15 protein-coding genes are annotated in these 20,751 nt (G+C 63.5%); 12 read left to right on the forward strand and 3 right to left on the reverse strand.

Annotated features, from left to right (window positions below):
• Positions 1–51: 51 nt before the first annotated feature.
• Complete coding sequence (locus JN280_RS13220) at positions 52–2,034, reverse strand: oxidoreductase (protein WP_202312752.1); 1,983 nt, start codon at positions 2,032–2,034, stop codon at positions 52–54.
• A 210-nt stretch (positions 2,035–2,244) separates the two neighbouring features.
• Here JN280_RS13220 and JN280_RS13225 point away from each other — a divergent pair, with 210 nt between their 5' ends.
• The 5 genes from JN280_RS13225 (at position 2,245) to JN280_RS13245 (ending at position 9,418) form a co-directional block, all read left to right on the forward strand.
• Positions 2,245–3,144, forward strand: coding sequence for a LysR substrate-binding domain-containing protein (locus tag JN280_RS13225; RefSeq protein WP_202312753.1), 900 nt, complete (start codon positions 2,245–2,247; stop codon positions 3,142–3,144).
• 84 nt (positions 3,145–3,228) lie between these two features.
• Positions 3,229–4,785, forward strand: coding sequence for a trimethylamine methyltransferase family protein (locus JN280_RS13230; protein WP_202312754.1), 1,557 nt, complete (start codon positions 3,229–3,231; stop codon positions 4,783–4,785).
• Positions 4,786–4,874: 89 nt separating this feature from the next.
• Entirely contained in the window at positions 4,875–6,929 is a 2,055-nt protein-coding gene (locus JN280_RS13235; RefSeq protein ID WP_202312756.1) for an NADH:flavin oxidoreductase, read from the forward strand.
• Positions 6,930–6,986: 57 nt separating this feature from the next.
• Complete coding sequence (locus JN280_RS13240; protein WP_202312758.1) at positions 6,987–8,639, forward strand: ABC transporter substrate-binding protein; 1,653 nt, start codon at positions 6,987–6,989, stop codon at positions 8,637–8,639.
• 89 nt (positions 8,640–8,728) lie between these two features.
• A complete protein-coding gene (locus tag JN280_RS13245) occupies positions 8,729–9,418 on the forward strand; it encodes a corrinoid protein (protein ID WP_202312760.1) in 690 nt (229 codons plus the stop codon).
• A 267-nt stretch (positions 9,419–9,685) separates the two neighbouring features.
• Here JN280_RS13245 and JN280_RS13250 read toward each other — a convergent pair whose 3' ends face one another.
• Positions 9,686–10,660, reverse strand: a complete 975-nt coding sequence (locus JN280_RS13250; protein WP_202312761.1) for a WD40 repeat domain-containing protein — start codon at positions 10,658–10,660, stop codon at positions 9,686–9,688.
• A gap of 82 nt (positions 10,661–10,742) precedes the next feature.
• Positions 10,743–11,780 carry a CobW family GTP-binding protein gene (locus JN280_RS13255; protein WP_202312763.1) on the reverse strand — a complete coding sequence of 346 codons (1,038 nt, stop codon included), beginning with the start codon at positions 11,778–11,780 and terminating at the stop codon, positions 10,743–10,745.
• Between the two features lie 483 nt (positions 11,781–12,263).
• On the opposite strand from JN280_RS13255, the gene JN280_RS13260 reads away from it, so the two are divergent.
• The 7 genes from JN280_RS13260 to JN280_RS13290 all read left to right on the forward strand — a co-directional run bounded on the left by JN280_RS13260 (position 12,264) and on the right by JN280_RS13290 (position 20,568).
• Positions 12,264–14,744, forward strand: a complete 2,481-nt coding sequence (locus tag JN280_RS13260; RefSeq protein ID WP_244743279.1) for a TonB-dependent receptor domain-containing protein — start codon at positions 12,264–12,266, stop codon at positions 14,742–14,744.
• A 54-nt stretch (positions 14,745–14,798) separates the two neighbouring features.
• The gene (locus JN280_RS13265; protein ID WP_202312765.1) at positions 14,799–15,728 is read left to right on the forward strand and encodes an ABC transporter substrate-binding protein; all 930 of its coding nucleotides are present in this window, start codon (positions 14,799–14,801) and stop codon (positions 15,726–15,728) included.
• The gene (locus JN280_RS13270) at positions 15,725–16,747 is read left to right on the forward strand and encodes a FecCD family ABC transporter permease (RefSeq protein WP_244743281.1); all 1,023 of its coding nucleotides are present in this window, start codon (positions 15,725–15,727) and stop codon (positions 16,745–16,747) included. Before JN280_RS13265 ends, JN280_RS13270 begins: the two co-directional genes overlap by 4 nt.
• Positions 16,744–17,733 (forward strand): FecCD family ABC transporter permease, encoded by a 990-nt coding sequence (locus tag JN280_RS13275; protein ID WP_202312774.1) that lies wholly within the window; start codon positions 16,744–16,746, stop codon positions 17,731–17,733. Before JN280_RS13270 ends, JN280_RS13275 begins: the two co-directional genes overlap by 4 nt.
• Entirely contained in the window at positions 17,720–18,580 is an 861-nt protein-coding gene (locus JN280_RS13280) for an ABC transporter ATP-binding protein (protein ID WP_202312775.1), read from the forward strand. The genes JN280_RS13275 and JN280_RS13280 overlap by 14 nt, the downstream gene beginning before the upstream one ends.
• Before the next feature lie 321 nt (positions 18,581–18,901).
• Complete coding sequence (locus tag JN280_RS13285; RefSeq protein ID WP_202314738.1) at positions 18,902–19,483, forward strand: RNA polymerase sigma factor; 582 nt, start codon at positions 18,902–18,904, stop codon at positions 19,481–19,483.
• Between the two features lie 98 nt (positions 19,484–19,581).
• Positions 19,582–20,568, forward strand: a complete 987-nt coding sequence (locus JN280_RS13290; protein WP_244743283.1) for a FecR family protein — start codon at positions 19,582–19,584, stop codon at positions 20,566–20,568.
• Positions 20,569–20,751 lie beyond the last annotated feature (183 nt).

Consider the following 20,751-nt stretch of genomic DNA (forward strand, 5'->3'; position numbering starts at 1 on the left):
TCCGGCTTTAAGCCGTAACCCGAAGCCACCGCCTTTCAGGCGGTGGAGCATTCACAGTGCCAGAGCCGCCTTGCGCCCATCATGGATTGCGAACGCAGCCTGGCGAGGGGCCGTGCAATCGCCGATCGCCGTAAAGGCTATGCCGTGTTGCTGCAGGTCCCGCGAAAGACTGTCCTCCGCGATGTTGGTGGCAGCGTAGACCAGGGCATCGGCCTCAACCTTCTGCGCGCGCTCGTCAAGCAGCGAAACAATCGTTGCCTGTTTGCCATCCCAGTGAACGATCGCGCCTTCGGTCAGGAAACGGACACCGAGGCGGGCGAGGGCGCGGCGCAACGGCAGATCCACCGCCATCCGCTGGAGCTCCTTGCCGACGAGCGCATCCGGCGTGACAATCGTCACCTCATGGCCGTCTTCGGCAAGCTTCCAGGCTGTTCCACTTCCCTTCCAGTTGCCGCCGTCGTCGAGCAGGAGAACGCGTTTTCCCGGTCTTGCCTCGCGCCCCATCACGGCCTCGGCCGAGAGAACCGGCCCTCCGCCTGGAATGTCGTCGAACTGTGGCAGTGCCCGCTGGAAGGCGCCGCTGGGCGGCAAGGACCCGGTCGCGACGATCACATGATCGGCGCCTTCGCGCTCGACATCTTCCGCTTCGACATACTGCCCGTAACGGACGTCCACCTGGAGTTGGCCGAGTTGCCGCTGGTACCAGTCGATGAGGTCGAGGATCTGTGCGCGGCGTGGCTGCAGGCCGGCCAGTCGGAATTGGCCGCCGAGGCGATCCGAGGCTTCGGCAAGCGTCACACGGTGCCCGCGTTCGGCTGCCACCCGTGCCGCCTCCAGCCCGGCCGGCCCGCCGCCGACGACGAACACCCGCTTTGGCCGCCCGGCCGGGGTGAAACGATCACCGCCCCACTCCCACTCGCGCCCGGCGGAAGGATTGACGACGCAACTGATCCAGTAATCCCGCGAGCGGCGGCCCCAGCACATCTGGTTGCAGGAAAGGCAGCCGCGGATGTCCTGCGGGCGTCCGGCGGCAGCCTTGGCGGCGAGATGCGGATCGGCGATCTGCCCGCGCACGATCGACACCAGATCGGCGCGGCCTTCGCTGAGTACGCTCTCGGCATTCTCCGGCGTGCGGATATGGCTTTCCGCCGTGACCAAGGCGTGGCGCACCGTGGACTTGAGCACCGCCGCCAGATCGGCGCCAAGCTTCTCCGGGTACACGAAGGTCGGCATGATCTTGTAGAAGTCGAAATAGCTGCCCGATCCGCAAGTCACGTAGTCCATCAGCGTATCGCGGTCGTGCAGGTCGACGATTTCGGCCAGCGCCTCGCGTTTCAGAGCCACCTCGACGTCCGGTTCGTCATTGACCGCGAGACCGACGATGAAGTGGTCGCCGCACTCTCTCCGGATGCGGGTCATGACCTCGCGGCTCATGCGGGTGCGGTTTTGCAGGCTGCCGCCCCAGCGATCGTCGCGCCGGTTCGACCAGGGCGTCCAGAACTGGTCAAGCATCGAATGATAGGCTGCCCAAACCTCGACGCCGTCGAAGCCAGCCTCCCGGCAGCGGCGTGCCGCTTGGACAAAACCGTCGATAGTCTCGTCGATCTCGGCCTCGGTCATGCGATGCGAGCCATCGGAATCGTGATAGCTCGGCAAGCCGGAGGGCGACCAGCCGGCATGGAAGGAGTTGTCCGCATCGGCGTGCTGCCCGACATGGTAGAGCTGCTGGATCGCGATCGCGCCGTTGGCGCGGATCGCCTCCGTCACCTTGCGGAAATGCGGAATGACGCCGTCATCGGAAGGACGGAAGTTACCGCGGGTGAGGACGGCGGCCCGGTGCACCGGCATCGGTTCCACCACGATCATCGCCGCGCCGCCGATCGCACGTTCGGCGTAATAGCAGACATGCCGTTCGGTCGGCAGTCCTTCGACCGCCATGTTCGCCGTGTGCGCGCCAAAGACGATCCTGTTGCGGAGCATCTTGCCACGCAGGGCGACCGGCGCGAACAATCGCTTGAAGACCTGGTCCGACATCGACCTTCCCTCCAAAACAACCACGCCATCCGATGGCGGCGGTCGCTTCCTGGTACCTGTATCCGAAATCGCCCACAGGCTCGCACAGTGAGCGCCAGAAGGCGAGTATTGCGCTGCAGTGAATATGTCGGCCTAATGGCTGGGTCGGATGCCGCGGATTGTGAAGAGCAACTGGCCACTCACCGTGAGCGTCGGGAGCCCGACCGATAGATGATGGTTCGCCGGTATTACAGCCTCCCTTCGCTGAAAGCGCTCGCGGCATTCGAAGCATCGGCGCGCCATCTCAGTCTGACCAAGGCGGCTGAAGAGCTTAACGTCACGCCCGGCGCCATTTCCAAGCAGGTTCGCATGCTCGAGGACGAGCTCGGCAATCCGCTCTTCCTGCGCCGACACCGGGCGCTTGAGCTGACACGTGAAGGAGAGACGATGTCAGCGGCCCTACGCGAGGGGTTCGAGCGAATTTCGTCCACGTTCCGGCAACTGAAAACTTCCGGCGGCCAGTCGAGCGTTACCATCGGATGTACCATGGCGATGGCTCATCTCTGGCTGATGCCGCGCATGGGCGCCTTCTGGGCCAACCACCAGGACATCGTCGTCGACCATGTCATTTCGGATCATTCTCGCGGCCTTGATCGTCCCGACATCGATCTTCGGCTTCGCTACGGCAGCGGTGAATGGCCGGACGAACTGTCGGCGAAACTGTATGACGATCGCATCTTCCCGGTGGCCAGTCCGGATTTCGCCCGTGAACATTCCGTTGAGACGCTCGATGATCTGGCGCAGCTCCAACTGCTTTCCGTCGAAGGCATAGACTGGGACTGGACCACCTGGGCTGACTTCTTCCGCGAAGCCGGCTGTGCGGAGCGACGGCTCAACGTGCGGCGCTTCAACAGCCACGTGATCGCCCTGCAGGCCGCGCGCACCGGGCAGGGTGTGGTGCTCGGCTGGGCGAGCCTCGTCACGCCGTTGATCGAAGCCGGCGATCTGGTGCAACTCAGCGACGCCGAAATCGCGGCACCGCAATCCTACTTCGTGACATGGAGCGCTCGCCGCCCGCTAAGCCGCCCTGCGACCATCTTGCGGGACTGGCTGCTTTCGCTCGACGATTGAGCTGAGCTCAATCGACCATGGTTCCTTATTCGCTTGAACATCAGGGTTGCGAAGCGTTCTCTTTGCCGGAAGGGAGCGCCAGGCATGAGTATCGCGGACAAGATTCAGACGTTGGAACCGGCAACCCACCGCCGCGGCGGGGGGCGGATCGGGCGGAAGGCTCTGCGCAGCGCGGCGTTGCCCTCGCTGCCGACATTGGTACGCAAGATCCCGGTCTATGAGATCGTCCCCAACGAAGCGGTGGAACTCATCCATCAGGCGTCCCTCGGTATCCTCGAAGAGGTGGGATGCGAATTCCGCGACGACGAGGCGATCGCCATGTGGAAGCAGGCCGGCGCGGACGTGTCCGGCACGCGCGTGCGGCTCGACCGCCACCTGCTCATGGAACTGGTGTCGAAGGTGCCGTCCGAATTCACCCTCAACGCTCGCAATCCGCAACGTTCGGTGAAAGTCGGCGGAAAGAACACGATCTTCGTGCCGATGTACGGCGCCCCCTATGTGCGCGACCTCGACAACGTCAGACGTTACGGCACGCTCGAGGATCTCCAGAGCTTCCATAAGCTCGCCTACATGGCACCGGCGCTCCACTCTTCGAGCTCGATCATCTGCGAGCCGATGGAGGTTCCCGTTCCCAAGCGCCATCTTCACATCGTCCATTCGGCGCTGAAGCACTCCGACAAGCCCTTCATGGGGATCGTGACGTCCAGGGATCGCGCCGAGGACACGATGGCGATGGCCGGCATCGTCTTCGGCGAGGAATTCGTTCGCGACAATCCGGTGCTGGTGGCAATCACAAACTGCAATTCACCGCTGGTCTGGGACGCGACCATGCTGGACGCGATGAAGGTCTATGCACGGCACAATCAGCCGCTGATCCTCGCGCCTTTCGCCCTGTGCGGGGCTTCGACGTCAGCGTCCTCAGTGGGCGCGGTGGCGCAGGTCAATGCCGAGGCGCTTGCCGGCGTCGCCTTCACCCAGCTCCTGCGCCCGGGGTCGCCGCAGATCTATGGGCAGTTCATGGTCACCGTCGACATGAAGACCGGCGCCCCCATGGGGGGCACGCCGGAAGCCGCGCAGATGATGTATCTGATGGGCGCGCTCGCCAGAAAGTACCGGCTACCTTGGCGCACCTCGGGGTTTCACGTCGGATCCAAGCTCAACGACGCCCAGGCGGGCTATGAGGCGAACATGCTCATGCACGCAGCGATCCTGTCCGGGGCCAACTACATCTGGCATGCCGCGGGGTGGCTCGAAGCCGGACTGACCTGCGGCTATTCGAAATTCGCCACCGACTGCGAACAACTTGTCGGCTGGTACAAATATGCGGGAGGCGTTCCGTTCGACGACTTCGAGGACGCGATGGCGGCGATCCGCGAGGTGGGTCCGGCCGGCCATTTCCTCGGCACGCAACATACGCTCGAACACTTCGAGTCAGCTTTCTTCATGCCGACGGTGATGGACTTCAACTCCTTTGAGCAGTGGAGCGCGGAAGGGGCGAAGGATCATGACACGCGTGGACGGGAGAAAGCGCGCAACATGCTCAAGGACTACGAGGAGCCGAAGCTCGACGACGGCATCGCCGAGGCTCTGCGGGACTTTGTCGCGCGGCGCGAGAAGGCCCTGCCAGATACCGTGAACTGAGCAACCATCGACCCAGTGATGATGATAATCGCACAAGGCAGAACGTCCATCAGGTTGCAGCCCCGGTCCCTGCCGATCCGAGGGAGACCATGAACGCGCCACTCACCAAGGACCCGCTTCTCCAGCCTTACCGGCTAAAGCACCTGACCCTGAAGAACCGGCTCATGTCGACAAGTCATGAGCCGGCCTATTCGGAGGACGGTCTGCCGAAGGAGCGCTATCGGCTCTACCACGCCGAGAAGGCCAAGGGCGGCATTGCGCTGACCATGACTGCCGGCTCGGCAATCGTTTCGCGTGACAGCCCGGCGGCCTTTGGCAATCTGCATGCATATCGCGATGACATCGTGCCATGGCTTCGAGACCTCGCCGACCAGTGCCACGAGTATGACTGCAAGGTGATGATCCAGATCACCCATCTCGGGCGTCGTACCGGCTGGAACAAGGCGGACTGGCTGCCGGTGCTCGCACCTTCCCCGATGCGTGAGCCGGCGCATCGCGCCTTTCCGAAGACGATGGAGGAATGGGACATCGACCGCATCGTCGCCGACTATGCGAGTGCGGCCCAACGCATGCAGGCAGCCGGTCTCGACGGCATAGAGTTCGAGTCCTACGGTCACCTGATGGATGGGTTCTGGTCGCCGCTGACCAACCAGCGTGACGACGAGTTCGGGGGCACGCTCGACAACCGGCTGCGCTTTACCTGGAGGGTCATCGACGCCGTGCGCGCGGCCGTGGGTGCGGATTTCATCGTCGGGATCCGCATGGTGGCCGACGAGGACATCGAAAACGGATTGACCAAGGCCGAAGGCATCGAGATCGCCCGGCGATTGGCTTCGTCGGGCAAGTTCGACTTCCTCAACATCATCCGCGGCACGATCGAAACAGACGCTTCGCTGACCAAGGTGATTCCGATCACCGGGATGCGCTCGTCGCCTTCGCTCGACTTTGCCGGAGAAGTGCGGGAAGCCACCAGGTTCCCGGTGTTCCACGCCGCGCGCATCGCCGACGTTGCGACAGCGCGCCATGCGATCGCCACCGGCAAGCTTGACATGGTGGGGATGACGCGTCCGCACATCGCCGACCCTTACATCGCGCGGAAGGTGATGGCTGGCGACGAGCACCGCATCCGCCCCTGCGTCGGCGCCACCTACTGTCTTGATCGCATCTATGAAGGCGGAGAGGCACTCTGCATCCACAATGCCGCGACCGGCCGCGAGGCGACGATCCCGCACGTGATTGCGCGCTCTGATGGGGCGCTCAAGAAGGTGGTGATCGTCGGCGCCGGTCCGGCAGGCCTGGAAGCAGCCCGTGTGGCCGCCGAGCGCGGCCATTCCGTCACCGTGCTCGAAGCCTCCGGCCAAGCGGGCGGCCAGATCAGGCTGGCCGTGCAGAACCCCCGCCGCAAGGAACTGATCGGCATCGTCGACTGGCGCCTGGCGGAACTGGAGCGTCTCGGCGTGGACATCCGCTACGACGTCTGGGCGGAAGCTGCCGACGTGAATGCGCTCGATCCCGATGTCGTGATCGTCGCGACGGGCGGGCTGCCGCAGAATCCGCCACTCGAACACGGTGACGACCTTGTCGTCTCCAGCTGGGACATCCTGTCCGGCAGTGTGAAGCCGGCCGAGAATGTGCTGCTCTACGACGACAATGGCGGTCATCCGGGGATGAGCGCAGCGGAGGTGATCGCCAACGCGGGATCGATCCTGGAACTTGTCTCTCCCGAGCGTTTCTTCGCCCCGGAAATGGGCGGCATGAACCATGTCCCCTACATGCAAGCCTTCCACGAGAAGGGTGTCCGGATCACGATCAACACGCGCGTCAGGTCCATCCGCCGCGAGGGCAATCAACTCGTCGCCACGCTGGGCTCCGACTTCGCCAAGGAATGGAGCGCGGAACGACGGGTCGACCAGATCGTGATGGAGCACGGGACGATGCCGCTCGAAGACCTGTACTTCGCGCTGAAGCCGGCATCCAGGAACCTTGGCGCGGTCGATTACGACGCGCTCGTCAATGGCGGCGATGCTTTCCCCGCCCGCCAACCCGCCGCGGCCTATACGCTGTTCCGCATTGGCGATGCAGTTGCCTCCCGCAACATCCACGCCGCCATCTATGACGGCATTCGGTATGCTTTGAGACTGTGAAGGGGGCAGGCTGAACCATGGGAATTCGGCAGGGATAGCGCAAACAAGGAGGAGAGCATGCGTTTCTTCAGGTGCAATGGCGACTGCGTCCCTCAGGCAATCGAGAAACTGGCTTCTGAAGCCCGAGGTGGCCGCATGGATAGACGCGAGTTTCTTGCGCTCGCGAGCGCGATGGGTGCGTCGACTGCATTGGCGTACAGCATGGCAGGTCTGGTCGCACCGTCTCGGGCTGTCGCGCAGGAAGGCACGAAGGGCGGAACGTTGCGCGTCGCAATGGTTGTCAAGGAACAGAAGGACCCCCGTACCTATGACTGGGTGGAGATGGCCAACATCTCCCGGACCTGGCTCGAACCTCTCGTTCGCTACACCCGAGAGTTCACCTTCGAGCCGGTGCTTCTGGACAGTTGGGAGGTCAATGACGATGCCACAGGGTACGTGCTTCACGTTCGCAAGGGCGTGACCTGGAACAATGGCGACGAGTTCAACGCCGACGATGTCATCTACAACTTCAATCGCTGGTGCGACAAGAGCGCCGCGGGCAACTCAATGGCGGCGCGGGTCAACACTCTGATCGATCTAGCCTCTGGCAAGGCGCGCGAGGGGGCGATCACCAAAGTCGACGATCATACGATCAGGCTTTCGCTCACGGCGTCCGATATTTCGATCATTCCTAACCTGACGGACTATCCCGCCTTGGTCGTGCATCGGAACTTCGATGCGGACGGCGCCAACCCAATAGTGAAACCGATCGGTACAGGGGCCTTCGAACTCGTATCCTACGACGTCGGTCAGAAGGCGATCGTAAAGCGCCGCGAGAACGGTAAATGGTGGGGTGGAGAAGCTCTGCTCGATGGGGTCGAGTTCATCGATTACGGTACCGACCCGAACACAATGGCGAACGCCTTCGAGTCCGGCGAGGTCGACCTGAACAACGAAACAGGCGCGGAGTACGTCGACATTCTGGACGGGCTCGGCCTCAAGAAGACGGAAATCCAGACCGCTACAACGCTGGTCGCACGCACCAACGTCACGCAGAAGCCTTACGATGACAAGCGCGTCCGCAATGCGTTGCAAATGGCAGTCGACAACAACGTCGTGCTTCAACTCGGCTATGCCGGGCGGGGCACGGTGGCCGAAAACCACCATGTCAGCCCGATCCATCCCGAATACGCCGAGCTCCCCAAGAAGTCGCGCGATGCGGAAGGCGCCAGGAAGCTCCTGGCTGAGGCCGGACAGGCCGATTTCGAGCACGAATTGATCACCGTGGACGACGATTGGAACAAGAGCACCGGCGACGCTATCGCCGCCCAGCTGCGCGACGCCGGCATCAAGGTAAAGCGCACGGTTCTGCCCGGCTCGACCTTTTGGAACGACTGGACGAAATATCCGTACTCCTTGACCGTCTGGTATATGCGCCCGCTCGGGGTGCAGGTATTGGCGCTGGCCTATCGCTCGGGCGAGGCCTGGAACGAGACGGGCTACTCGAACCCGGACTTCGACAAGAAGCTGCAGGAAGCGCTGTCGATCAGCGATCCGGACAGGCGCCGCGAAGTGATGAAGGACGTCGAGACCATTATCCAGGACTCGGGCATCATCATCCAGCCCTATTGGCAGAAGCTATACAACCACATGAATGAGAAGGTGAAGAACTACTCGATCCATCCGACTTTCCAGATGGATCTTGAAAAGGTTTGGCTGGAAAAGGCTTGATTTAATCTTTGGGAGCTCGACCAGCGAGTCGGCGCCATCGCGGATTGTGCCGGCTCCTATTCGCTCGTCGACTGCAAGGAGGGAAGAAAATGTCCGACGAGATCATCCTGTCCGAGCTGTCCGACGACGAGCTCGTCCAGCAGATGCATGACGACCTCTATGACGGCCTGAAGGAAGAGATCGAGGAAGGCACGCAGATCCTGCTCGATCGCGGCTGGTTGCCCTACAAGGTGCTGACCGAGGCGCTGGTCGAAGGCATGCGCATCGTCGGCGAGGACTTTCGCGACGGCATCCTGTTCGTCCCCGAAGTGCTCCTGTCGGCCAACGCCATGAAGGCGGGCATGGCCATCCTGCGTCCGCTGCTTGCCGCCACCGGCGCACCCAAGCAGGGCAAGCTGGTGATCGGCACCGTGAAGGGCGACATCCACGACATCGGCAAGAACCTCGTCGGCATGATGATGGAAGGGGCCGGCTTCGACGTGATCGACCTCGGCATCAACAACCCGGTCGAGAACTACCTGAACGCCATCGAGGAGCACCAGCCCGACATCATCGGCATGTCGGCGCTGCTGACCACGACCATGCCATACATGAAGGTGGTGATCGATACGATGAAGGAAAAGGGCATTCGCGACGACTACATCGTGCTGGTGGGCGGCGCGCCGCTCAACGAGGAGTTCGGCAAGGCCGTCGGCGCCGACGCCTATTGCCGTGACGCAGCAGTTGCGGTGGAAACAGCCAAGGACTTCGTCAAGCGCAAGCACAATCTGCGACACTAGCGGCTTCTTGGGTCGTCAGTTGCTCGACGTTTCAGACCACGCTTGCATCGCACGGCAAAGCATCGCGTTCCGCCGAGATGCCGCAGCGAGGCCCAAGACTGATATTCAGCTGGTCAACGGCAATGACTGCATCAAGAGCAAAGTTCCACCTTGTGCAGCCGCTGCAATCGTATCTGCGTCTGGTGTCGCAGAATCGGCGACCGTGTCGTGGAATGGGGTCGCTTTTCAAACCGCGTGTGGAGTTGATTCAACCCGCGTGCGGATGATTCAACCCGCGATATCAATGATGCCGCAGTCGCCGGTCGTCGTGCCGAATACCAGGCGGCGGCCTTCGTCGTCCCACATCATCGAGGTGACGGCGCCTTTGCCGGGCCGGCGCAGCAGCACTTCCTTGGCGTCGGCGAAACGCGCTGCAAGCACCATGCCGTCCTCGTAGCCGATCGCCACGATGTCCTCTGCGGGATGACAGGCGACCGATGTGACCATGGTGTTGCCGCGTGTGCCGAGCTCGAGCGGCGCCTTGCCCATCGGGCCGTCCTTGCCCTGGAATGGCCAGACGACCGCGGCCGGCGCGCCCGAACTCGCCAGCCACTTGCCCTTGGCGCTCCAGGAGAGGCTTTTGACCTTGGCCGGGTAGCCGGACATGCGCATATGCTTGCCGTCGGCGAGCTTCCAGCCGTGGAGCGCGTTCTCCTGCATGGTGGTGACGACGAAACTGCCGTCGGGCGAGAAGGTGATGCCGGTGTGGGCGCCGGCCCATTCGAGCTCGGCCGGCCTGCCTTCGCTGGCCGGGAAATGCAGCGTGGCGCCATTGTAGCGGGCAACGCCGAAACGCATGCCTTTCGGCGAGAAGGCGAGGCCCTCGACCGAGCGCGGATGCGCGAACTCCCTGGTCTTGCCGTCGGCGAAACGCACGGTTGCATTGCGGCCGCTGGCGAAGGCGAGCGCGCCTTGCGGGCCGGCGGCGATGCTCGTCACCCATTTGCGGCCCATTTCGGCGAGCACGGCCACGGAGCCGTCAAGCGAGAGTGCGCAGACCTTGCCGTCCTCGCCGCCGCTGACCAGGCGCTTGCCGGAAGCATCCGCGACGGCACAGAGCAGGCCGTCATGGATTGTGGCCGATTTGCTGCCGTGGTCGAGCCAATGGACCGTACCGTCGGCCATCGCGAAGAACGGCACGCCGCCGATGAAGGCAGCCGTGACGCAATGGCCATCGAGATCGAGCGGGGCAACGGTGGGCATCAGTGAGCGCAGTCCATTCCGATGGGCGAAGCTTGGTCGGACGGGGTCTGGACGAGCATGCGGCCTGATGTCAACCGAAAGCTCAAGCCTGGCAGGCTTCGAAGCTCTTCCGCAGCCTTTCCTCGTCCAGCTTGCGGCCGATGAAGACCAGCCGGCTCTCGTGCTTTTCGCCATCCTTCCAGGCGCGCTGGTGGTCGCCCTCGACGATCATGTGAACGCCCTGGATCACGTAGCGATCCGGATCGTCCTTGATCGCGATGATACCTTTGAGGCGCAGGATGTTCGGGCCTTCGAGCTGCGTGACCTTCTCGATCCAGGGGAAGAACTTCTTGGGATCCATCTCGCCGCCGCGCAACGAGACCGACTGGACCGTCACGTCGTGGATGGGCGAAGCGTGATGGTGGTCATGATCATGATGGTGGTGATGATCATGATCATGGTGATCATGATCGTGGTCATGATCGTGGGCGTCGAGGAAATGCGGGTCGTTCTCAAGCGCACGGCTCAAGTCGAAGGCGCCGCGGTCGAGCACCTCTTCGAGCTTCACGCCGGCACGCTCCGTGCGATGGATCCTCGCAGCCGGATTGATGGCGCGCACCGCCGCCTCGACATCGCCCAGTTCCTGCGGGGTGACGAGGTCGGTCTTGTTGAGCACGACGACATCGGCAAAGGCGATCTGGTCCTCGGCCTCGCGCGTGTCCTTGAGGCGCAGCGGAAGGTGCTTGGCGTCGACCAGCGCCACGACCGCGTCGAGCTTGGTCTTGGAGCGGACGTCGTCGTCCATGAAGAAGGTCTGGGCCACGGGAACGGGGTCGGCAAGGCCGGTGGTCTCCACCAGGATCGCGTCGAAGCGGCCGGGGCGGCGCATCAATCCCTCGACCGTGCGGATCAGGTCGCCACGCACCGTGCAGCACACGCAGCCATTGTTCATCTCGTAGATTTCCTCGTCGGATTCCACGATCAGGTCGTTGTCGATGCCGATCTCGCCGAACTCGTTGACGATGACGGCATAACGCTTGCCGTGGTTTTCGGAGAGGATCCGGTTGAGCAGGGTCGTCTTCCCCGCACCCAGATAGCCGGTCAGCACGGTTACGGGGATCTGCGTCTGAGCTTCGCTCATTGTTGCACTCTCGGATTGGATGGCTGTGTCGCCACCCATATAGGATGAGGCTGCCGGATTTGCACGTGGGAATCCCAAGGGGCTTTGGGCCAGCGGACCAGTCGTCCGCAGCGGCGCGTTTTTGGCGCGATCGAGATCGCCGGGGCACATCGTCCGGGCGGTCCGATACGGCATCGCCGAGAAGGCCAGGAACGGTCACGAAGCGGAGCCACCTCGTCCTCCGTGAAGCCCAACAGAGGTCGGACGGCAGCATGTGATAGGTTCCGTCGACGAAATCCACGACGCTGTCTAGGCCGTGGCCGCCGCCGAGCGGGAGGCGGAACTGCTGCGCGCCATGCGCCGCAGCCCAGGTCGCAGCCGACCACACCGCTTGATCCCGTTGTGGAAACATGACTTTTGGCCACAAGATTTTTTTGGGCCGCAGTCCCAAACCGCGATCCCTGATCGTCACAATGGTGAGCGGATAGAAGAACCCCGCTCCGAGTGATCGACCGCGGCGCCTTAAACGCCGCCAGAACGGGGGCTGTAGTGGCTGGACCAGGACTTACGACGACAAACCCTGCGAGTGCGGCCGGCGGGCGGCGCCTTGCCCTTCTGGCCGGCACCATGCTGGCTTTTGGCTGGATGATTCCGGCCGCCGCGCAAACCGTAGCCCCCGCGCAGACCGCACAGCAATCCATTTCCGTTCCCGCGGGCTCGCTCACCCCCGCTCTCAACCAGCTCGCCGCGCAGTCGGGTCTGCAAATCCTGTTTGATGCGAACCTCGCCCGCGGCAAGACCACGCAAGGCGTCAGCGGCAATCTTACGCCTTCCCAGGCGCTTGACGCCGTACTGGCCGGCACGGGCTTGAGCGCGCGCTTCGCCGGCGGCAATCAGGTTGTGCTCAGCAACAATACCGCTTCCACCAACGACGTCGGCTATGCCGCAGGCGAGCATGGGACGACGATGCTCGACCCTATCGTGATCTATGGCTCCAAGAACGCAACGACCCTCGACGCCACGACCGCGAGCGTTGGCATCGTGACAGCCAAAGACATCGAAGATGGCCAGATCAGGCATACGCAGGGTACCTTCCGGCGCCTTGCGAACGTGGAGGACAGCGCGACGGTGAATTCCGGCTTTGTCATCCGCGGCATGAGTTCCGAAGGTTTCGTTCCATCCGGCGGGCCGGCCGGCTCCCTCTATTTCGATGGCATCCTCCAGACCCGCTACAATGCGCGTTTCGGTGCAAGGAACCTCTGGGATGCGCAACAGGTCGAGGTCTATCGCGGCCCGCAATCGACGCTGTCCGGCCGCGCCGCCATGATCGGGGCGATCTACGTCAAGTCGAAGGATCCCACCTTCGACAAGGAAGTCGAACTGTCGGGCACTGTCGGCAGCAACGATCTGGTGGGCGCCGGGTTCGTCGTGAATACGCCGCTTGCCGAGGATCAGGTCGCGCTGCGCATAGCGGGCGCGTTCGAGCGTTCCCATACGGACGTGACCTACTCGAATTTCAGCCATTACGCCGGCTATGACGATCTGACCACGGACATCAGCGGGACCATTCGCGCCAAGCTGCTCATTACGCCGTCGGAAATGCCGGATACCCGCGCCCTGCTGACCTATGCCTATTCAAAGGACCGGCCGAACGATCGGCTGGTAGGTCTCTACGATGGGCGCGGGGATTTCAACAACAATCCTGACACCTACACGGAATTCCGCGCCACGGAGGTGCATAACGCTGGCCTCGAGATTACGCACGATTTCTCCGAGGCGCTGCGGTTCACCTCGCTGACCGGCCTCTCCTACGGCATCAACACGCGCAGCTCCGTCGATGCGGACACGCCCGGTTATGTCTCGGGGATCTGGGGTACGGACGACGATTCGATCTTCACCCAGGAGATGCGCCTGAACTACGAAGCCGACCGCTGGCGATGGGTAGCTGGCGTTTACGGGAGCCATCAGGTCTTTGACGGGGCGTCGCGCTTCATAGCAGATGTGCCGTTCTACGGGCTTGTCCAGCTGGACGACGATCAGAATCGCAAGACGTCGAACCTGGCTGTGTTCGGCGAGGCGACCTTTGAATTCGCACCCACCTGGTTCGTCACCGTGGGGGGACGACTGGATTATCTCGAGGAGACGAATACGGAGCTGAACTCCCTCGTATTCTATGGGATGGATCCGGCCTTGACCGGAGACCCGGCATCCTTCGACGAGTTGAATTTCGTGCCGAAGATCGGCCTGTCGAAGGAATTCGGTGACTACCACACGGTTGGTCTAACCTACACGCAGGGCTTCCGCTCTGGCGGTTCCTATGTCGACCGTCAGGATCCCGAGAATTTCCAACTCGTAACCTACGATCCGGAATACTCGCAAAGCTACGAACTGTCCTATAAGGGACGCCTGCTGGACGACCGGCTTATCCTCAACGCCAATCTCTTCTACACGAAGTATGAGGACCAGCAGATCGAAATCCGCCCGTTCTCGACCATTCCCGGCTATCGTAGGACGGAGAATGCCGCGTCCTCGCGCGCATGGGGTTTCGAAATCGAGCCGACCTGGCAGGTCACCGATCAGTTCTCGGCATTCGCTTCGCTTGGATACGTGAACACAAAGTTCCTCGAATTCGATCACGCGAGCCTGGGCGATCAATCCGGAGAAGCCTTCCCGGAAGCGCCGGAATGGACGTTCGCCTTCGGTGGTCGATATGAGTTCGAGAATGGCGCCTTTGTCGGCGGCGACGCCAAGTACACCAGCGACTACAATTCCCGCTTCGGCACGGCCGGCATGTACAAAATCGACTCGCGCTTCATCGTGAATGCACAAGCCGGCTTCAAAAAGGATAATTGGGAGATCACAGCCTTTGTGGACAACCTCACCGACGAGAAATACTTCACCATCGTCGATCCGGATGCGCCGCTTCCTTTCGCCCAGGCTGGATTGCGGCGATCGTTTGGGCTGAACGTTCGAACTAAATTCTGATGACGTCCGGCTGCGGGGCGAAAGCCCGCAACCGCTTCTACGGGTCAATTCGACATGGTATCCGTCCTGCGTCTGGGCCTTGCCCTTCTGCTCCTCCTGTGCCCCCTGAAAATTGCGCATGCAGCCTGCCAGGGGAAGGAAATATCGGAAGGCGTCTACAAGGCGCCCTTCTGCGTTCCGGCCGGAGCGAAGAAGATCGTCACGCTCGATCCGCTCCTGACGCTCGGCCTCTTGTTGGACCTCGAGGTTCCGGTCTTCGCCACGCCCTATATGGCGATCCAGGACGCCAAGGTGCTCGACTTCGTCAAACAGTCGAAGATGGCCGACCTCGGCAATCCCAAGGAGCCGAGCCTGGAGCGGATCGCGGCGCTGAAGCCCGATCTCATCATCGGCAGCACAGAGGCACATTCGCAGATCTACGAGAAGGCGTCCAAGATCGCGCCGACGGTCTTCTTCAGCCACATGGACTGGAAGAAATATCTCCGGCTCCTCTCCGAAATTACCGGCCGCGAGGCTCCGGCCGAGGAGGCGCTTGCCGCCTATGAGAAGCGCGCCGCTTCGATCCGCGCGCGAATGAAGGACGTGACGGTCTCGGCCGTCCGCTTCGCTCCGGGCAGGTTCGTCGTCTTTGTCGACGGTCCAGCCGCCTATGCGCCCTTTGCAGTGCTGCACGAGGCCGGCGTGAAGCGCACGGCCTACGAGACGGTGACTGACGACACGATCGTCAAGCGGCCGGACTGGGAGGAACTTGCCAATCTCGATGGCGACATTCTTCTTTACGTCTCGGCCAGCGGCTTCGAAAGCGGACCGGACGACGCGCTCGAGAAGGAGGTCACCGGTAACCCCCTCTGGCAGCTTCTGCCCGCCGTGCGGAACGATCGCGCCTACCGCGTCGACCGGGCAACATGGCAGAGCTTCCACGGCATCACCTCCGCGCATCGGATCCTCGACGACATCGAACGATACATCCTGGCAGAGCCGTGACTGCCGGCAGCGTGACCGTAGGTGCCGACGCACGGCGGTTCTCTGCGTTCGCGGCGCTGGGCCTGCTCGTGGCAGTGGTGGCGGTCTGGTCTGTGACGCTCGGCGCGTCGCGCATCGCGATGTCCGACGTGCTGGCTGCGATCTTCGCTTTCGACGGCTCGCGCGAGCATCTGGTGGTGAGGACCTTGCGCCTGCCGCGCGCGATGGCCGGGCTGCTGTCGGGCTCTGCGCTCGCCGTCGCCGGCGCGATCATGCAGGCCGTGACCAACAACCCGCTCGCTTCGCCCGGCCTGCTCGGCGTCAATGCGGGTGCGGCCTTCGCGATAGTCATGGCCATGTCGTTCATCGGCGTGGGATCGAGCAGCGCCCAGGTCTGGTTCGCATTTGGCGGGGCCGGGATCGCGGCGGTCGTCGTCTATGCGCTGGCCTCGGTCGGGTCCGCGGGCGTGACCCCGCTCAAGCTTGTGCTCGCCGGCGTGGTCGTCACGACGTTCCTGTCCTCGCTGACCACCGCCATCCTGATCTTCGACCAGACGACGCTCGACGCCGTACGTCTGTGGACCGCCGGCTCGCTCACCGGCCGCAGCTTGGCGCAGGTCGCAGCCGTCGCGCCCTACATCCTCGCCGGCCTCGCGGCCGCCTTGATCTTCCGCAGGCACATCATGACCTTGAGCCTCGGCACCGAGGTCGCCGCGTCTGTCGGTCAGGACCCGGTTCTCTGGCGCGGCCTGGCTGTCGCCATCGTCATCCTGCTCGCCGGCGGGGCGGTCGCACTTGCCGGTCCCGTCGCCTTCGTCGGCCTTGTCGTTCCGCACATCGCGCGGATGATCGTCGGAGTTGATTACCGCTGGATAATCCCGTTCAGTGCGGCCGGTGGCGCGCTGCTGATCGTTCTGGCCGACCTCATCGGCCGAACCATCTTCGCCAACCAGAGCTTCCCGGTGGGCGTGACGATGGCGCTGGTCGGCGCACCTTTCTTCATCTGGCTGGCGCGCAGCCGCGCGGGCGATGCCCGATGATCCGCACCCTCGCCGCCCTGACCCTTGTCGTGGCCGCCCTGCTTGTCGCCTCTGTCGCGTATGGCGACTTCGCGGTGCCGCTCGGCGATCTGGTCTCGCTTGTCGCGCAACCGGCAGGCAGGAACCCGCAGATCGAGATGATCGTCTTCGACCTGCGCATGCCGCGTGCGCTGCTCGCCATGCTCGTCGGCGCCGGACTTGCAGTTGCGGGAGCCATCGCACAGGCCGTCATGCGCAACCCGCTCGCCGAACCCGGCATCCTTGGCATCAACGCGGGTGCGGCGCTGGCCGCGACGATCTTCATCGTCGCGCTCGACAACGCGCCCGTCCAGATACTGCCCTGGGCGGGCTTCGCCGGTGCATCGGTGATGGCGGCGGCGATCTATATACTTTCCTGGCGCGACGGCGGCACCTCTTCGCTGCGAATCATCCTGATCGGCATCGGCTTGAGCGCGCTCGCGGGCGCCGCCACCACCTTCCTCACCGCCTTCGGCGAGATCGGCGACGTACAGCGCGCCATGATCTGGCTGGCCGGCAGCGTCTATCACGCCGACTGGCCTGGCGTGCGGGCCCTGGCGCTCTGGCTCGCCGCGCCGCTGGCGTTCTCCATGATTTCCAGCCGCGAACTCGACCTTATCCGCTTCGGCGATCAAGCCGCGCAGAGCCTCGGCCAGCGCGTCAACGCTGTCCGCGCGCTGATGATCCTGCTCTGCACGCTTCTCTCCGGGGCGGCCGTCGCGGCCGCCGGGCTGATCGGCTTCGTCGGGCTGGTAGCACCGCACATCGCCCGCCGCCTGGTCGGCCCCGCGCATGCCGGGCTGATACCCATATCGGCCCTGATCGGCGCGGCCCTGGTCATGGCGGCCGATCTCGCCGGTCGCACGGTCATCGCCCCGGTGCAGCTTCCCGCGGGCATCGTCACGGCGCTGATCGGCGCGCCCTTCTTTGCATATCTTCTCCGGGACCGACAGAATGTCCGAGCCTGACGCAAACCGGGGTCTGGCCGCCAAGGGCGTCGCGATCGCCTACGGCCGCTCGATGGTCGTCGAAGGTCTCGACCTTGCCATTGCTCCCGGTGCATTCACGGCGCTGATCGGGCCGAATGGCAGCGGCAAGTCCACCATCCTGCGCGCGCTCGCCGGCCTGCGCGCCCCGAACGCCGGCACGATCCTGCTCGACGGTCGCCCCCTGTCTGAATTCTCCACCAAGGAGATCGCGCGTCGCGTCGGCGTGCTGGCGCAGGGGCCGGCCGCGCCAGAGGGGTTGACCGTCCTCGATCTCGTGCGGCAGGGCCGCTACCCGCACCGCTCCCTGTTCGGCCGATGGTCCGAGCAGGACGACAATGCCTGTGCCGAGGCGCTCGCCCTGACCGGCATGGACGATCTGGCCGCCCGCCCGCTCGAAAACCTGTCCGGCGGCCAGCGCCAGCGGGCGTGGATCGCCATGACGCTGGCGCAGGAAACCGGCATCCTGCTCCTCGACGAACCCACCACCTTCCTCGACCTCGCCCACCAGATCGAGATGATGCATCTCGTCGCCGAACTGGTCGCCACTCGCGGCAAGACGGTCGTGGCCGTGCTGCACGATCTCAACCAGGCCGCCCGCCATGCCGACCACATGGTCATGCTCAAGGCCGGCAAGATCGCGGCCGCCGGCCGACCGGACGTGGTGATGACGGCAGAGATCGTGGAGCATGTCTTTGGCGTTGCTGCGACCATCATCACCGATCCCGTCGCCGGTACCCCCCTGTGCATCCCCGCCGCTCGCGCCTCGCCCGCGCGGTCCTCACTGTTGCAGATCGGCCACGGAGCGACAGATTCGGGCCGGCCTTGATGACGACCGCATGCGGGGACGCGGCAGGCCAATGTGCGGATTCGCCCAATGAAATCAGCAGAAAACATGACTCGAAAAGTCCTGTTTTCTGCGACATCGGAATCCGCCAGCCTGGAAGGCTTCCAAGCTGCTACTATTGCGGGATTTTTCTGCTTTCGATAAGCAAATCCAGTCGCCTGGGGTGGCGGCATTGTCAGCGGCAATCGCCGGCGGATCGGAAGCGAGAGGGAATGCAGGAAGACGGCGCAATGCCTCTTTCGTGTTCGGAGCCACTGGAAGCCTGGCGGTCTGCCGTGGATGTTCCAGGACGAAAGCATGACCATGCCGAATCTGTCTGGCACCGTTCCCAGCCTTGGCGACTTCGACGGCAACGAGCTGCTTAACCGAGCCATCGTGGCATATTACGACGACATCGCCGCTGCCGCCGGCCGCAGCGGCCATTCCCGCTCCGCGACGCTGGACATTGTTCACGACCTCTATCTGAAGCTTTCGGCCAGGCCCGAAATCCTGCGCGACAAGCGCTCGCTCAAATCCTATTTGTGTCAGGCGGCCGTCAATCTCGGCATCGACCGCTTCCGCAAGGAGAGTTTCGAGGCGCGCCTTTTCTCTGGCACCGAGGAGGAGGCGCAGGCGGTCCCGGCGGACAACGCCTCACCGGACCGTGCCCTCGAAATCGAGGCGCGCATCGTCGTCCTCCGCGACGCGATCGCCCAACTGCCGGCAAGGCGACGCGCCGTCTTCATCCTTCACAGGCTGCACCAACTCTCCCAGGACGAGATCGCCATGAAGCTCAACATCTCGCGCAACATGGTTGATCGCCATCTTCGCCGCGCTTTCGCCCACTGCCTCGACCGGCTCATGGGAGCGGAGATGGAACTGTCCACCTGGTCGTGGTCGCGTTAGATTGCGCGTTCGTGGCGGCGCGAACGGCTCCGCCCCGAAACGTCACCGCTCGGCAAAAATAGCTCGGGGAGTCCCAAACCCGCCGGCTCATCCGTCAAATGAGTGAGAAGGGAGATTCGGGACCGTTCATGCTGCAGAGGCGACTGACGAGAGCGCAGAAAAGGCGCCATCTTGAAGCCGCGGACTGGATCTTGCGCAACCGGGAGGCTGGCCGGACCGCCGCCGACGAGGCAGCCTTTCGACAATGGCTCGACCGTGATCCCGAAAACGCCGATGCCTACGAGGCGGCCATGCGCCTGATGGGCGAGGCCCGCATGGCGATGGAATCCGATCCGGCGCTGCGCGATCTCCGGATCAAGCCCCGCAGCGTCGTAAAGCCGATCCTCGGTTCTCTTCTTGCACTCTTCGTCGCCGGCTCACTCTTCCTGCTGTTCGACGGACCGATGCGCCTTCAGGCCGATGTGATCGCCGGCACCGCCGAGATGCCGGTGGTCGCCCTGGAAGACGGCTCGACGGTGCAGCTCAACGCTTCCTCCGCCATCGCCCACGACTTTGATGCTACCCATAGAACCGTCCGGCTGTTGCGCGGCCAGGCATTCTTCGAGGTTGCAGGCGACCCCGACCGTCCTTTCACAGTAGAGGCCGGAGACGTCCGTGTCACGGCGCTCGGTACGGCCTTCGACGTGCGCCTCGGTGGCACCGAGACCGACGTGACAGTCACGCATAACGCTGTGCTGGTCGAATTCGCGAGTAGCGCGAATAATTCCCTGCGCTTGAAGGAAGGGGAGCAGGCTGGCTACGACCACGCCACTCACGCGCGCACGGCCGGTAGGGCGGACACTGAGCTTGCTCTTTCATGGCGCCGCGGACTGCTTGTCGTCGACAATGCTCCGCTCTCCTACGTCGTCGAGGAGATGAGCCGCCATTTCTCCGGGCGAATCGTGATCGCCGACAACCAACTGGCCCGGCGCCGGGTCAGCGGCACCATGACGGTCTCCGATACCGGCGCCGCGCTCGCCTTCCTCGAACGGGCGCTTGGCGTGCGCATAAACAGGATTGGACCGGTCATCGTCATCCGCAACTGACTGCGGCCGGTCGCGCGATAGGCGTCGTCGAAACCGGCCGCGTTGAAATCGCCCGGCGCCCTGACGATCGGTCCGACTTTCAGTTCGTTCAGCGACACGTCCAGGGAGGGGATGGCCGTCACAAGCATTCGGGCGATGAGTGCATCGGGGACCATGTCGATGAGACAGCCCATCCCGACGGCT

This window comes from Mesorhizobium sp. L-8-10 (assembly GCF_016756635.1).
GTDB lineage: Bacteria > Pseudomonadota > Alphaproteobacteria > Rhizobiales > Rhizobiaceae.

What these genes read in the sequence shown, in the direction of transcription:
- JN280_RS13265 (WP_202312765.1), top strand. Translation starts at nt 14,799, where the DNA reads ATGGTATCCGTCCTGCGTCTGGGCCTTGCCCTTCTGCTCCTCCTGTGC.
- JN280_RS13285 (WP_202314738.1), top strand. Translation starts at nt 18,902, where the DNA reads ATGCCGAATCTGTCTGGCACCGTTCCCAGCCTTGGCGACTTCGACGGC.
- JN280_RS13250 (WP_202312761.1), bottom strand. Translation starts at nt 10,660, where the DNA reads ATGCCCACCGTTGCCCCGCTCGATCTCGATGGCCATTGCGTCACGGCT.
- JN280_RS13290 (WP_244743283.1), top strand. Translation starts at nt 19,582, where the DNA reads ATGAGTGAGAAGGGAGATTCGGGACCGTTCATGCTGCAGAGGCGACTG.
- JN280_RS13225 (WP_202312753.1), top strand. Translation starts at nt 2,245, where the DNA reads ATGATGGTTCGCCGGTATTACAGCCTCCCTTCGCTGAAAGCGCTCGCG.
- JN280_RS13255 (WP_202312763.1), bottom strand. Translation starts at nt 11,780, where the DNA reads ATGAGCGAAGCTCAGACGCAGATCCCCGTAACCGTGCTGACCGGCTAT.
- JN280_RS13230 (WP_202312754.1), top strand. Translation starts at nt 3,229, where the DNA reads ATGAGTATCGCGGACAAGATTCAGACGTTGGAACCGGCAACCCACCGC.
- JN280_RS13220 (WP_202312752.1), bottom strand. Translation starts at nt 2,034, where the DNA reads ATGTCGGACCAGGTCTTCAAGCGATTGTTCGCGCCGGTCGCCCTGCGT.
- JN280_RS13280 (WP_202312775.1), top strand. Translation starts at nt 17,720, where the DNA reads ATGTCCGAGCCTGACGCAAACCGGGGTCTGGCCGCCAAGGGCGTCGCG.
- JN280_RS13235 (WP_202312756.1), top strand. Translation starts at nt 4,875, where the DNA reads ATGAACGCGCCACTCACCAAGGACCCGCTTCTCCAGCCTTACCGGCTA.
- JN280_RS13245 (WP_202312760.1), top strand. Translation starts at nt 8,729, where the DNA reads ATGTCCGACGAGATCATCCTGTCCGAGCTGTCCGACGACGAGCTCGTC.
- JN280_RS13240 (WP_202312758.1), top strand. Translation starts at nt 6,987, where the DNA reads ATGCGTTTCTTCAGGTGCAATGGCGACTGCGTCCCTCAGGCAATCGAG.
- JN280_RS13275 (WP_202312774.1), top strand. Translation starts at nt 16,744, where the DNA reads ATGATCCGCACCCTCGCCGCCCTGACCCTTGTCGTGGCCGCCCTGCTT.